The 13907-nt window shown below is 60.7% G+C and carries 12 protein-coding genes and 1 pseudogene; 7 read left to right on the plus strand and 6 right to left on the minus strand.

Features of this window, described 5'->3' with window-relative positions; all coding sequences use genetic code 11:
• Nucleotides 1-289, minus strand: a pseudogene (locus BLO97_RS31790) (hypothetical protein); the annotation flags it as partial.
• 455 nt (nt 290-744) lie between these two features.
• On the minus strand, nt 745-1707 hold the full coding sequence (locus BLO97_RS24990) for a GGDEF domain-containing protein (protein ID WP_063325048.1): 963 nt from the start codon (nt 1705-1707) through the stop codon (nt 745-747).
• A gap of 138 nt (nt 1708-1845) precedes the next feature.
• Between BLO97_RS24990 and BLO97_RS24995 the strand changes: the two genes are divergently transcribed.
• A complete protein-coding gene (locus tag BLO97_RS24995; protein ID WP_072341797.1) occupies nt 1846-2670 on the plus strand; it encodes a helix-turn-helix transcriptional regulator in 825 nt (274 codons plus the stop codon).
• A 238-nt stretch (nt 2671-2908) separates the two neighbouring features.
• Here the strand turns inward: BLO97_RS24995 and BLO97_RS25000 are convergent, their stop codons facing one another.
• The gene (locus tag BLO97_RS25000; RefSeq protein WP_092348744.1) at nt 2909-3496 is read right to left on the minus strand and encodes a LysE family translocator; all 588 of its coding nucleotides are present in this window, start codon (nt 3494-3496) and stop codon (nt 2909-2911) included.
• A gap of 143 nt (nt 3497-3639) precedes the next feature.
• Here BLO97_RS25000 and BLO97_RS25005 point away from each other — a divergent pair, with 143 nt between their 5' ends.
• Nucleotides 3640-5094 carry a TrkH family potassium uptake protein gene (locus BLO97_RS25005; protein ID WP_092348747.1) on the plus strand — a complete coding sequence of 485 codons (1455 nt, stop codon included), beginning with the start codon at nt 3640-3642 and terminating at the stop codon, nt 5092-5094.
• A 69-nt stretch (nt 5095-5163) separates the two neighbouring features.
• Here BLO97_RS25005 and BLO97_RS31735 read toward each other — a convergent pair whose 3' ends face one another.
• The gene (locus BLO97_RS31735) at nt 5164-5643 is read right to left on the minus strand and encodes a hypothetical protein (RefSeq protein WP_063325047.1); all 480 of its coding nucleotides are present in this window, start codon (nt 5641-5643) and stop codon (nt 5164-5166) included.
• Between the two features lie 145 nt (nt 5644-5788).
• Here BLO97_RS31735 and BLO97_RS25015 point away from each other — a divergent pair, with 145 nt between their 5' ends.
• The 3 genes from BLO97_RS25015 (at nt 5789) to BLO97_RS25025 (ending at nt 8128) form a co-directional block, all read left to right on the plus strand.
• Nucleotides 5789-6871 carry a bifunctional transcriptional activator/DNA repair enzyme AdaA gene (locus tag BLO97_RS25015; RefSeq protein WP_092145961.1) on the plus strand — a complete coding sequence of 361 codons (1083 nt, stop codon included), beginning with the start codon at nt 5789-5791 and terminating at the stop codon, nt 6869-6871.
• Between the two features lie 23 nt (nt 6872-6894).
• Entirely contained in the window at nt 6895-7512 is a 618-nt protein-coding gene (locus BLO97_RS25020) for a DNA-3-methyladenine glycosylase family protein (protein ID WP_092348750.1), read from the plus strand.
• Nucleotides 7513-7639: 127 nt separating this feature from the next.
• Nucleotides 7640-8128, plus strand: a complete 489-nt coding sequence (locus BLO97_RS25025; protein WP_092145963.1) for a GFA family protein — start codon at nt 7640-7642, stop codon at nt 8126-8128.
• A gap of 119 nt (nt 8129-8247) precedes the next feature.
• On the opposite strand, the gene BLO97_RS25030 is transcribed toward BLO97_RS25025, so the two are convergent.
• Complete coding sequence (locus tag BLO97_RS25030) at nt 8248-8874, minus strand: MiaE family protein (RefSeq protein ID WP_092348753.1); 627 nt, start codon at nt 8872-8874, stop codon at nt 8248-8250.
• 177 nt (nt 8875-9051) lie between these two features.
• Here BLO97_RS25030 and BLO97_RS25035 point away from each other — a divergent pair, with 177 nt between their 5' ends.
• The gene (locus BLO97_RS25035; RefSeq protein WP_072341820.1) at nt 9052-9915 is read left to right on the plus strand and encodes a universal stress protein; all 864 of its coding nucleotides are present in this window, start codon (nt 9052-9054) and stop codon (nt 9913-9915) included.
• Nucleotides 9916-10102: 187 nt separating this feature from the next.
• On the opposite strand, the gene BLO97_RS25040 is transcribed toward BLO97_RS25035, so the two are convergent.
• Entirely contained in the window at nt 10103-10573 is a 471-nt protein-coding gene (locus BLO97_RS25040; protein ID WP_003202781.1) for a DUF1289 domain-containing protein, read from the minus strand.
• 407 nt (nt 10574-10980) lie between these two features.
• On the opposite strand from BLO97_RS25040, the gene acnB reads away from it, so the two are divergent.
• Complete coding sequence (gene acnB / locus BLO97_RS25045; protein WP_092348756.1) at nt 10981-13590, plus strand: bifunctional aconitate hydratase 2/2-methylisocitrate dehydratase; 2610 nt, start codon at nt 10981-10983, stop codon at nt 13588-13590.
• Nucleotides 13591-13907 lie beyond the last annotated feature (317 nt).

Raw genomic sequence — 13907 nt, forward strand, 5'->3', positions numbered from 1 at the left:
TGCTTTTGTGCTTTTGTGCTTTTGTGCTTTTGTGCTTTTGTGCTTTTGTGCTTTTGTGCTTTTGTGCTTTTGAGCTTTTGAGCTTTTGAGCTTTTGAGCTTTTGTGGCGAGGGAGCTTGCTCCCGCTGGGTTGCGTAGCAGCCCCTCTCAAGCCCACCCAATCAACCTGATCCACCGCGTCGCCGGGTTCTAGGGCCGCTGCGCGGCCCAGCGGGAGCAAGCTCCCTCGCCACGGGGGATTGGGCATGGCGCGGGTTAAGGGAATGCCTCGAATCAGTTTCAATTTCAAGAGCAAATCGGTTGATCGACCGGGATGCTTTTGAGCTTTTGTGGCGAGGGAGCTTGCTCCCGCTGGGCTGCGCAGCAGCCCCTCTCAAGCTCACTCAATCAACCTGATCCACCGCGTCGCCGGGCTCCAGGGCCGCTGCGCGCCCCAGCGGGAGCAAGCTCCCTCGCCACGGGGAATTCGGCACGGCGTGGGTTAAGGGAATGCCTCGAGTCAGTGTCAGTCTCAAGAGCAAATCGGTTGATCGACCGGAATGCTTTTGTGGCGAGGGAGCTTGCTCCCGCTGGGCTGCGCAGCAGCCCCTCTCAAGCTCACTCAATCAACCTGATCCACCGCGTCGCCGGGCTCCAGGGCCGCTGCGTGCCCCAGCGGGAGCAAGCTCCCTCGCCATTGAATGAGGGGTGAGTCTCGGTTCTTCGACCAACATAAATCCCTGTGTGATCGGGGGTTGGCTTGTGCTAGCTGCGTAGCGCCTGTTTCTGCGCATACATCGCCGCGTCCGCGTCAGCCAATAGATTGTCGATCAACTGATGACGCTGGGCGTCGTACTCGATCTGGCCGACGCTGAAACGAATGTCATAGCCACGCTGCAACATCGCATTGCGCTCATCGAGGATTTCCTTGAGGCGCGCCATGATTGCCGCTATCTCGACATGGGAAGAACCGGTGAGCAACGCCACGAACTCATCACCGCCCAGGCGACCGATCACGTCACTTTCGCGAAAGGCGATACGCAGCACATCGGCGAAGGTTTTCAGCGCGTTGTCGCCCTCGGCGTGGCCATAACGGTCGTTGATCGGCTTGAAGTCGTTGAGATCGAAAAACAGCAACGTCGCCGGTCGCGACAAGCGATCACACACATTCAGCGCATGCTGGGCCAACGTCCTGAAGCCCCGTCGATTGGATAGCAGCGTGAGCTCGTCCATGCTCGCCATCTGCACCGCGACCATTTCCTGTTCGGCCATGCGCGCCAAGTCGCGCAGCAGTTCGCGCTCCTCATCATTGAGTTTGCGCGGCCGGGTGTCGAGCAGGCACAACGTACCGAGTTTGCTACCGTCCTCCAGCCCCAGCGGATGCCCGGCGTAGAAACGAATGCCAGGCTTGTCCGTGACCAAGGGATTGTCGTGAAAGCGCTCGTCCTGCTCCGCGTCGCAGATTTCCAGGATCTGATCCTGCAAGATCGCATGCCCGCAAAAGGAAACTTCCCGCGGGGTTTCGCTGGCGTCCAGGCCGGCGCTGGACTTGAACCACTGCCGGTTGGCGTCCACCAGGGACACCAGGGCGATGGGCACGTCAAACAGACGTCGGGCAAGACGGGTCAGGCGGTCAAACCGTTCTTCAGGTGCGGTATCAAGCAGCTTGAGCGAGTGCAGATTTTTGAGGCGAGCGGCTTCGTCGTCCGGTTTGCGTGGCGCAAGCATCGGAAACTCCATTGGCAGGACTTCATGAAGTCTAGCCCAGGACCCCAGCCCTTCAAACCGAACGGGCTAAATCCGACGGGCATTTGCCGGTCAGGACTAATACACTGCCACTCAAGTTCAAGACGAGGACGCTGACTGATGAAGCACGCCCCCCATGACGACGCCCCACGCTTCTGGCGCGACGCGGCCCTGCCCTTCATCGAAGCCCGGGCCATCGGCGATGGGCGCAAGGTCTGCTATTCGCGCCACTCCCATGACCACTTTTCCATCGGCGCGATCACCGCTGGGCGCAGCACCTACCTTCACGAACGATCGAAATTCCAGGTGGAAAGTGGCACGGTGGTGCTGATGAACCCGGGCGACGTTCACGCGTGCAACCCAATCGACGATCAGCCTTGGTCCTACGTGATGTTGTACGTCGACACCCAATGGCTCAGAGACTTGCAGCGCCGTGTCGGCTTTGACGAAAGCCTGGATTTCCAGGGTTTCGCCACCACCCACAGCCGCGACGTGGAACTGTTTACCGCGTTGGAAAAACTGTATGGACAATTGGTAGACGAGCAACTCGACGCTGGCGACAAGCACGCCGCCGCCGAGGCATTTTTCATTGACCTGCAACAACGGCTCAACCCTGCCGGTCGCCCGGATCGTGGCAGCCATCCGAGCCTGATGCGTGCGGCACAGTTTATCCACGACCATTGCAGCGAAGCCTTGAAGCTGGAAGACATCTGCACCGCCGCGCAACTGTCGCCGTCCTACCTGAGCCGAGCCTTCAAGCGCCATTACGGGATGACGCCCCACGCCTTCCTGGTCAACCGCCGAATCCAGTTTGCCCGGCGCCAATTGCGCGAAGGCAAGTTGATCGCCGACGTGGCGCTGGACAGCGGGTTTGCCGACCAGGCGCATTTCCAGCGTGCCTTCAAGCAACACCTGGCGGCCACGCCCGGCCAGTATCGCGGTTGAACTTCTCCTGTTTTGTGGTGAGGGGATTTATTCCTGCTCGCCCCGGCAATATCGCAGTTGAGCTTCTCCTGTTTTTGTGGCGAGGGGATTTATCCCCGCTCGGCTGCGCAGCAGTCGTAAACCGGCCACGCGGTTCGCCTGTTGTAGCGCGGTGCCTGGTTTTTGGGGCTGCTTCGCAGCCCAACGGGGATAAATCCCCTCGCCACAACGGTGTTCCAACCGAAACCGTGGGTTTGGCTCAAGGCAGCAGCAGATACACCGCACTGGCCACCAATAACACCGCCATCGTCCGATTGAACAGGCGCATGGTCGCCGGATTACCCAGCCAGCTGCGCAGAAAACTCCCGGCGTAAGCCCAGCAGCCCACCGAGACGTAGCAGATCACCAGGTAGATCGCCGCAAACTGCCACACCAGCCGCGCCTCGCCATCGGCCACGAATGCCCCCATTCCCGCCACGCAGGCCAGCCACGCCTTGGGGTTGAGCCATTGCATCAACGCGCCATAGAACATCGAAGGCGCCCGTCCCTCGTCCTCGCCTCCCAGGTGCCCGTTATCCATCACCAGTTTCCAGGCCATGAACAACAGGAACGCCACGCCGCCCAGTTGCACCACCCGTGTGAGGCCAGGCCAGCGTTGCAACACTTCATGCAATCCCAACCCCATCAGCACCAGCAGCAAGACAAACCCCAGGGCTGCACCGCCCACATGGCGCAACGTCGCACGAAACCCGTACCGCGCCCCGGAGCTGAGGGCGACGATATTGACCGGGCCAGGGGTAATGGAGGCGACCAGGGCAAACGCCGCCATGGAAAGAATCAAACTCATCGCATACCTTCTTTGTATCTGTGAGGGGACGATCAAGGTAAATTGCCAATCGCAGGCGGTATTGAACAAAACTGCCCAAGGGGGCTACCCATCAGCCCTTCACAAAAACAATACTGTGCGGCTCATTCATCCAGGCGTGTTCTATGTCCATTGCGGTAGTGCGGTTTATTGGCTTCATCCTCGGTATTTTCCTGATCACCCTGGCTGCCAGCATGGCAATCCCGCTTTTGACGCTGGTGATATACGAGCGCAACGATGACCTCTCGGCGTTTTTGTGGTCGAGCCTGATCACCTTCGTCTGCGGCATCGCGTTAGTGGCGCGTGGTCGGCCAGCACACACCCAGATGCGCCCGCGGGACATGTACCTGTTGACCACCGCCAGTTGGGTCATCGTTTGCAGCTTCGCCGCCCTGCCCATGGTGTTCATCCAGCACATCAGCTACACCGATGCCTTTTTCGAGACCATGTCGGGCATCACCACCACCGGCTCGACCATCCTTACCGGCCTGGACACGGCCTCTCCCGGCCTGTTGATCTGGCGCTCGATGTTGCAGTGGCTCGGCGGGATCGGCTTCATCGGCATGGCGGTGGCGATCCTGCCATTGCTGCGGGTCGGTGGCATGCGGCTGTTCCAGACCGAGTCGTCGGACTGGTCGGAAAAAGTCACACCGCGTTCCCATGTCGCGGCAAATTACATCCTGTTGATCTACATAGGATTGAGCGCTCTGGCGGCCCTGGCCTTGTGGCTGGCCGGCATGACGCCTTTCGAGGCGATCAATCATGCAATGTCGATGATCTCTACGGGGGGGTTTTCCACATCGGATTCATCCCTGGCGCACTGGCCCCAACCGGCCATTCACTGGGTGTCGGTGGTCGTCATGATGGCAGGCGCGCTGCCCTTCACTTTGTACGTCGCCACCTTGCGCGGCCACAAACGCGCGTTGCTCAAGGACCAGCAAGTCAAGGGATTCGTCGGATTCCTGGTCATCACCTGGCTCATCGTGGGGACCTGGCTGAGCCTGAACAGCGACTACAGCTGGTGGGATGCGGTCCGTATCGTGGCCGTCAACGTGACGTCGGTGGTCACCACCACGGGCGTGGCGCTGGGCGACTACACCCTATGGGGCAGCTTTGCCTTGCTGCTGTTCTTCTATTTGACGTTCGTTGGCGGTTGCTCGGGATCGACGGCCGGCGGACTGAAGATCTTCCGCTTCCAGGTAGCCGGCGAGTTATTGATGGGCAGCCTGAAACAACTGATCCATCCCCGGGCGGTGATCCAGAAAAAATACAACGATCACCCCATCGACGAAGAGATCGTCCGCTCGCTGCTGACCTTCTCGTTCTTCTTCACCATCACCATTGGCGCTATCGCCCTGGGGCTGGCGCTGATCGGTCTGGACTGGACCACCGCCCTGACCGGCGCGGCCACCGCCGTGTGCAACGTGGGGCCCGGGCTGGGCACGATCATCGGGCCCGCCGGCAACTTCTCGACCTTGCCGGATGCGGCGAAGTGGCTGCTGACCATAGGCATGCTGCTAGGTCGGCTGGAAATCCTGACGGTACTGGTGTTGTTCACGCCGGTGTTCTGGAAGTATTGAAGACATCGGGCACAAGACAAAAAAAACCGCGATGCCCTGAACAGGCGTCGCGGCTTTTTTTTCAAGCGATCAGCGGTCGTTCTTGATCGAAGAGCTGGTCGCGTTGGTCAGGCCCTTGGTGTTGTGGGTACCTGGTGTAGCGGTGGAAATCGCCGATGCCTTGGTCAGGCCACGGGTATCACGGTCCTTGGCGATGGTCGAAGTCAGCGAGGACTTGCTGGTGCGATCGGTACGGGTGGTGCCGGTGTGCTTGCCGCTCAGACCATGATCGCGGGTACGGGTACCGGTGTGGTCGCTAGCCAATCCTTTGCCAAGGCCGCTGGAATCACCAGACTTGTCATGGCCCTGGCCTCCGCCGATGCCACCACCGTGGCCGCCGCCATTTCCTCCACCGTGACCGCCACCCCCACCATTGCCACCACCACCGCCGCCATTGCCTGCGGCATAGCTCGAACCGATAGGCGACAACTCAGCAGGCAGCAAGGCCGAGGCACCGAACGCCAAGGCACAGACAGCAACGGCGATGAGAGATTTCTTATGTTTGGACATGATGTCTCCGAAAGACAAAAACAACGGTTGAACCTTTAAGACTCTCAGGTTCAATTTTTGTTCGTGACCGTCCGACCAAGTGAGCGGAAATTCACTGTCGATTTTTCGGTGGAGTCGTTCCAGGCACGGTTCTATGCTCAGGCCCATGAACCTACACGACTCGCTGCTCCCGCCCCATGCCGAGATGGTCCGCGCCATGCTCGAACGAGACACCGCCTACGAGGGGGTGTTCTTCACTGCGGTCAAGACCACCGGTATTTTCTGTCGCCCCAGTTGCACCGCGCGCAAGCCGAAACCGGAGAACGTGGAGTTCTTCGCCCATGCCGACGAAGCCATGTCGGCCGGTTACCGGGCCTGCCTGCGCTGCAAGCCCCTGGACGCCGCCGCCATCGCGCCAGACTGGATCCAGGCCCTGCTCAAAACCGTGGACGCCGAACCCGACCTGCGCTGGACCGATGCCTTGTTGCTGGAACAAGGTATCGAGCCACTGAAATTGCGCCGCTGGTTCAAGCAACATTTCGGCATGACCTTTCACGCCTATCTGCGCACCCGCCGCCTGGGCATCGCCTTGGGCGGCATCAAGGACGGCAACTCCATCGACAACGCCGCATTCGACTCCGGTTATGAGTCATTGAGCGGTTTTCGTGACGCCTTCGTGAAATCCTTTCACATCACGCCGGGCCGCGCAGCCCTCAGCGAACCTTTGCTGTTCACCCGCCTGACCACACCGTTGGGCCCCATGCTGGCCATGGCCGAACGACGAGGCCTGGTGCTGCTGGAATTCCTCGACCGCCCGGCCCTGACCAAGGAGCTGGAAGAGCTGCAGCTACGCTACGGCTACACGGTTGCGCCGGGGCACAACGCTCATTTGCAACAGATCGAAACCGAACTGGCCGAATATTTCGCCGGCAAGCTCACGGCATTCAACGTTCCGCTGCACATGCCGGGCAGCGCCTTCGCCGTACGGGTCTGGGCTGAACTGCAAAAGATTCCCTACGGCGAAACCCGCAGCTACGGCGGCATCGCCACGGCGCTGGGCAGCCCGGGCGCCAGCCGCGCCGTGGGCCTGGCCAACGGGCAGAATCGCTTGGCCATCGTCATTCCCTGCCATCGAGTGATCGGTGCGGATGGCTCGTTGACCGGCTATGGTGGCGGACAGCCGCGCAAGGCATTTCTGCTACGGCTGGAGAAAGCCGCGGTGCAGGTTTCGCTGCCCCTGGCGTTTTGAGCGCCCCGGAGAACAAATACCCGATGCCTGTGCCCTACCACGACGCCAGCGCGTTGCTGGCAAGTCTCGACGAAGACTGGCGACGTCACGTCGAGGCGATCGGCCCTTGCCTGCTGCAACCCAAGCCGGCCCGCGATCCCTATGAAGCCTTGGTGCGGGCGATTGCCTACCAGCAACTGCACGCCAAGGCTGGCGATGCCATCCTCGGTCGGCTGCTGGCGTTGTTCCCGGCGCAGACATTCCCCCATCCCCGGCAGATCCTGGCGACAGACGTTGCGCAGTTGCGCGGCTGCGGGTTTTCAGCCAGCAAGATCGCGACGATCCAGGGCATCGCCCAGGCGACGCTGGACGGAGTCGTGCCGGATTACGCCACAGCGCGGGCGATGGAGGATGAAGCGTTGATCGAACGCCTGGTCAGCTTGCGCGGCGTCGGGCGTTGGACCGTGGAAATGCTACTGATCTACAGCCTGGAACGCCCCGACATCCTGCCGGCCGATGACTTTGGCGTACGCGAAGGTTATCGACGGCTAAAGGGGTTGGAACGACAGCCCAGCCGCAAGCAGATGATTGAGATCGGCCTGGCGTGGAGCCCTTATCGGACGGTGGCGGCGTGGTATTTGTGGCGAGTGCCCGGTCGTTAGACCGTGTCTTCGTTCATCGCGAGCTTGCTCGCGATAGCGTCCGCATGTCAGCCATGCGTTTCACTGCCCAGAACATCGGGCCGCCCAGGCTGTCCAGAGTCATTACAGTCCCCAATCGGAGGTTCCCATGCAGCTCGAAGGATCCTGCCACTGCGGCGCCGTGTCGTTCACCCTCGACAGCGCCCACCCCTACCCTTATCAGCGCTGCTACTGCTCGATCTGCCGCAAGACCCAGGGCGGCGGCGGTTTTGCGATCAACCTGGGGGGCGATGCCCAGAGCCTGAAGGTGCGCGGTCGCAAGCACATCTCGATCTACCACGCACGACTCAAGGACGAAGGCGATAAACGCGCCCACCGCAGCAGTGCCGAACGGCATTTCTGTTCCTTGTGCGGTTCGGGGCTATGGCTGTTCAGCCCCGAATGGCCGGAGCTGGTTCACCCCTTTGCCTCGGCCATCGACACACCGCTGCCGGTACCGCCGGAGCACACCCACCTGATGCTGGGTTCCAGGGCGTCGTGGGTGGAAGTCGAGGCGCATCCGGACGACCGGCAGTTCGAGGTTTATCCCGAGGAGTCCATTGCCCAGTGGCACGAGCGCCTGGGGCTGGTCACTTAGAGATGCAGTGCTGCATAAGGCCCCATCGCGAGCAAGCTCCCACATTGGACTTGGGAAATTCACAAATCCCCTGCGGAAGCGAGCTTGCTCGCGAGGACGTCAGGAGCGGCATCTCTGCACTATCCCTCTGAACTATCCCTCTGACGAGCCGGCACACCACTGTGGAAACGAAACTCCACATCCGGCGATTCGATCAGCTCCCGCTCGGCCTCACGAACCTTGTCGATCACCTGGGCAATGTCCTTGGCGTCACCGTACTGGTAAGCCAGTTTCAGGTAGCCCTGGAAATGCCGGGCTTCGCTTTTCAGCAAACCGAAATAGAACTTGCCCAGTTCTTCATCCAGATGCGGCACCAAGGCCTCGAAACGCTCGCAACTGCGGGCCTCGATGAAGGCGCCAACCACCAGGGTGTCCACCAGCTTGACCGGTTCGTGGCTGCGTACCACCTTGCGCAGCCCCGAGGCATAACGCCCGGCGGAGAGCTGACGCAAACCGATCTTGCGCTTTTTCATCAAGCGCATGACCTGCTCGTGATGCACCAGCTCTTCCCGGGCCAGGCGCGACATCAGATTGATCAGGTCGACGTGGGAATGGTATTTGGCGATCAGGCTCAGGGCAGTGCTGGCCGCCTTGAACTCGCAATTCTTGTGGTCGATCAGCAACGTTTCCTGGTCAGCCAACGCGGCCTGGACCCAGGCATCGGGGGTGCGGCAACCAAGGAATTCGTGAATTTCGGGAAGATTCATGGGGCTCACGGGAAAGGTAGTCGAGCGAAGGGCGCCGATTATACCGGCCTGCCCCCAGACCACCAGCCACCGCCGTTGATATGCATCAAGTCAAAGACTCACCTACAGCAACTAGACTGCCCCACAACAACTATAGTTGAGCAACGCCAGCCTTTTCATTGCAGGAGAACGCCGATCATGCAAGCCATTCGCAGCATCCTGGTGGTTATTGAGCCCGAACATTCGGAAAGCCTGGCGCTCAAGCGCGCCAAACTGATCGCCGGAGTGACCCAGGCCCACCTGCACCTGCTGGTGTGTGACAAAAAGCATGACCATGCCGGCCTGCTCAGCGTGCTCAAGGCCGCACTGCTGGCCGACGGCTACAGCGTCACCACCGAGCAGGCCTGGAACGAAAGCCTCCACGACACCATCATCGACGTGCAGCAGGCGGAAGGTTGCGGCCTGGTGATCAAGCAGCACTTCCCCGACAGCCCGCTGAAAAAAGCCCTGCTGACCCCGGCGGACTGGAAACTGCTCCGCCACTGCCCAACCCCGGTACTGCTGGTGAAAACCGCCGGCTCCTGGAAAGACAAGGTGATCCTGGCCGCCGTCGACGTTGGCAATGCCGACGGCGAGCATCGCCACCTGCACTCCACCATCATAGATCATGGCTATGACATCGCCCTCCTCGCCAAGGCCCACTTGCACGTGATCAGTGCCCACCCCACACCGATGCTTTCGTCCGCCGACCCGACGTTCCAGCTCAAGGAAACCATCGAGGCCCGCTATCGCGAACAATGCCGGGCGTTCCAGGCCGAGTTCGACATCGACGACCAGCATCTGCACATCGAAGAAGGCCCAGCGGACGTATTGATTCCGTACATGGCGCGCAAGCTGCAGGCGGCGGTGACGGTGATCGGCACCGTGGCCCGTTCGGGGTTGTCCGGGGTGCTGATCGGCAACACCGCCGAGGCCGTGCTCGATACGCTGGAAAGCGATGTGCTGGTGCTCAAGCCGCAGGAGGTCGAGGACCATCTGGTGGAGTTGGCGGTCAAGGAATAAAGCGAATGGGCTTTTTGTGGCGAGGGAGCTTGCTCCCGCTGGGTTGCGAAGCGACCCTCGCTCTTGATCTTAAAAATTTCCGGGCCTGAAAAATCCAGGCGTCTGCTGCGCAGCCGAGCGGGAGCAAGCTCCCTCGCCACAAAAGCTCCCGGGCACAAAAACGCCTTTGCATAAATGGGCTGGGGAGTCAGCCGCCAATCGCATCCTTCAAGAACCCCGGCGCTATGTAGCGCTGGTAGTGGGCTTCGGACAGGAGGAAAAATTCCCGATCAATGGCGTCGCGCAGGTCTGGCAGGTCCCAGTCGCGAAACTCCGGCATCAGCACCATGCCGTAGGCTTCCAGGTTGTTGATCACCCGCGCACCCCTGGCGATCAACTGATAGGCCCAGCAATATTCCGACTGGTGCGGCACAAAGCGGATCTTGCGCGACTCCAGTTGCTGGCGCAGCAATACCGGGTCGAAAACCTCCAACTTGGCCACCATCACCTGCACCAGCAGTTGCTCGAGCCGCATCCACACCGCGCGCTTTTCGTCCTCGTTGTAGCCGTTCCAGTGAATCACTTCATGGTGGAATCGCTTGCAGCCACGGCACACCAGGTCACCGTAGACAGTGGAGCAAAGGCCGACGCAGGGGGTCTTGATGAGCTGGTTGGGCATAAGGAAACGCACACGCAAAAGCAGGACAGGCCGGCATGTTAGCCCTTTGTCTAAGATTGATCACCCCTCAAACTTCCAGGCCCAACTTACCTTTAATTTTTTTTTCCCGTAGAATCAGCCAGCCTTTTAAGGCGCCAATGTCCGTTAGAAGCTGTTTTCAAAGCGTCACGAGCACAGTCGTTCCTTCAGAGCGGTGTTGGCGAAGGGTCTTTCCAGCGGGGAAAGCCCAACGCCAACCCTCATCAGCTCCCGTTCTGCAGGCGTAAAACTTTGAAAGCAGCTTCTGTGAGGAACGTGCGGAAACTCTGGCGTGATGGCTCAAAAAGCCGTCGACGCGCATGAGTACCGTGGGTTCCTGGATGAGCGTCCCGGACACCCATTTGGGACCACTGATGAGGGTAATAACTGTGCTTGAAGCCTACCGCAAACATATCGAAGAGCGCGCAGCCCTGGGTATCGTTCCCCAGCCGCTTAACGCCGAACAAACCGCAGGCCTGATCGAGCTGCTGAAAAATCCTCCGGCTGGCGAAGAAGCTTTCCTCGTTGACCTGATCACCAATCGCGTTCCGCCTGGAGTCGACGAGGCTGCCTACGTCAAGGCCGGCTTCCTGTCCGCCCTGGCCAAGGGCCAGGCCCAATCCCCTCTGCTGGACAAGAAGCGTGCCGTTGAACTGCTCGGCACCATGCAGGGCGGCTATAACATCGTGACCCTGGTGGAACTGCTGGACGACGCCGAGCTGGCGCCGGTAGCCGCCGAAGAACTCAAGCACACCCTGCTGATGTTCGATGCCTTCCACGACGTGGCTGAAAAAGCCAAGAACGGCAACGTTCACGCCAAGGCCGTGCTGCAATCCTGGGCTGACGGCGAATGGTTCAAGAAGCGCCCGGTGCTGGCCGACAAGATCAGCCTGCGTGTGTTCAAGGTAACCGGCGAAACCAACACCGACGACCTGTCCCCTGCTCCAGACGCCTGGTCGCGTCCCGACATCCCGCTGCACGCCCTGGCCATGCTGAAAATGGCCCGTGACGGCATCGTTCCGGACGAGCAAGGCAAGACCGGCCCGATGAAGCAGATCGAAGAAATGCGCGGCCAAGGCTTCCCGATCGCCTACGTCGGTGACGTGGTCGGTACCGGTTCCTCGCGTAAATCGGCGACCAACTCGGTGCTGTGGTTCTTCGGCGACGACATTCCTTATGTGCCGAACAAGCGCGCTGGCGGTTTCTGCTTCGGCAGCAAAATCGCTCCGATCTTCTACAACACCATGGAAGATGCCGGCGCACTGCCAATCGAGTTCGACGTTTCGAACATGAACATGGGCGACGTGATCGACCTGTACCCGCATGCCGGCAAAGTCTGCAAGCACGGTACCGACGAAGTCATCACCACCTTCGAAATGAAGACCCCCGTACTGTTGGACGAAGTCCGTGCCGGCGGCCGTATTCCGCTGATCATTGGCCGTGGCCTGACCGAGAAGGCTCGCGCCGAGCTGGGTCTGCCAGCGTTCGACCTGTTCAAGAAACCTGAAGCCCCCGCTGAAAGCACCAAGGGCTTCACCCTGGCGCAGAAGATGGTCGGCAAGGCTTGTGGCCTGGCAGAAGGCCAAGGCGTACGTCCTGGCACCTACTGCGAACCGAAAATGACCACCGTGGGCTCCCAGGACACCACCGGTCCAATGACCCGTGACGAACTGAAAGACCTGGCGTGCCTGGGCTTCTCGGCTGACCTGGTGATGCAGTCCTTCTGCCACACCGCGGCCTATCCGAAGCCGATCGACGTCACCACCCACCACACCCTGCCTGACTTCATCATGACCCGTGGCGGCGTTTCCCTGCGTCCGGGCGACGGCATCATCCACTCGTGGCTGAACCGCATGCTGCTGCCAGACACCGTCGGTACCGGTGGTGACTCCCACACCCGCTTCCCGATGGGCATCTCGTTCCCGGCCGGTTCTGGCCTGGTCGCGTTCGCCGCTGCCACTGGCGTCATGCCGCTGGACATGCCGGAATCGATCCTGGTGCGCTTCAAAGGCAAGATGAAACCTGGCATCACCCTGCGTGACCTGGTTCATGCCATTCCGTACTTCGCCATCCAGAACGGTCTGCTGACGGTCGAGAAGAAAGGCAAGAAAAACGCCTTCTCCGGCCGCATCCTGGAAATCGAAGGCCTGGAAGGCCTGACCCTGGAACAGGCTTTTGAACTGTCCGACGCCTCGGCCGAACGCTCGGCTGCCGGTTGCACCATCAAGCTGTCAAAAGAATCGATCACCGAGTACCTGCAGTCCAACATCACCCTGCTGCGCTGGATGATCGGCGAAGGCTACGGTGATGCCCGGACCCTGGAACGTCGCGCCCAAGCGATGGAAGCCTGGATCGCCAACCCGCAACTGATGGAAGCCGATGCCGACGCCGAATACGCCGAAGTCATCGAAATCGATCTGGCCGACATCAGCGAGCCGGTGCTCTGCGCGCCGAACGACCCGGACGACGCCCGTCTGCTCTCCAGCGTGGCTGGCGAGAAGATCGACGAAGTGTTCATCGGTTCGTGCATGACCAACATCGGTCACTTCCGCGCTGCCGGCAAGCTGCTGGAGCAGGTCAAGGGCCAGCTGCCAACCCGTCTGTGGCTGTCGCCGCCGACCAAGATGGACGCTCACCAACTGACCGAAGAAGGCTACTACGGCATCTACGGCAAGGCTGGCGCACGCATGGAAATGCCAGGCTGCTCGCTGTGCATGGGTAACCAGGCACGCGTTGAGCCGAACAGCACCGTGGTGTCGACGTCGACCCGTAACTTCCCGAACCGCCTGGGTGACGGCGCGAACGTCTACCTGGCTTCGGCCGAGCTGGCGTCCGTTGCTTCTATCCTGGGTCGCCTGCCGACCGTCGAGGAGTACATGGAATACGCCGGCAAGATCGACAGCATGGCAGCGGACGTGTACCGCTACCTGAGCTTCGACCAGATCGCCGAGTTCCGTGAAGCGGCTGCAAACGCCAACATCCCGGTCGTTCAAGCCTAAGGCTTAGACGCTCGACGAAAAACGCCGCCCTTCTTGCGAGGGGCGGCGTTTTTTTATGCCTGTCATTTCGATACCAGCCGAACCACCGCCATCGCGAGCAGACTAACGTCGGTACATCTGACAGGCCGATCTCCTGTGGCGAGGGAGCTTGCTCCCGCTGGGGCGCGAAGCGGCCCTGAGTCCTGACGACTCGGTGTGTCAGGTAAGTGGTTGGGGGCTGCTGCGCAGCCCAGCGGGAGCAAGCTCCCTCGCCACTGGGAATGGTGGCGATTGGCAGATTTGTGCTCGCCACCACAGCCAGTGTGGGCCGGTCAGGC

Origin of the sequence: Pseudomonas sp. NFACC05-1, assembly GCF_900100135.1 — a bacterium.
In the GTDB taxonomy this organism is placed as follows: Bacteria; Pseudomonadota; Gammaproteobacteria; order Pseudomonadales; family Pseudomonadaceae; genus Aquipseudomonas; species Aquipseudomonas fluorescens_Q.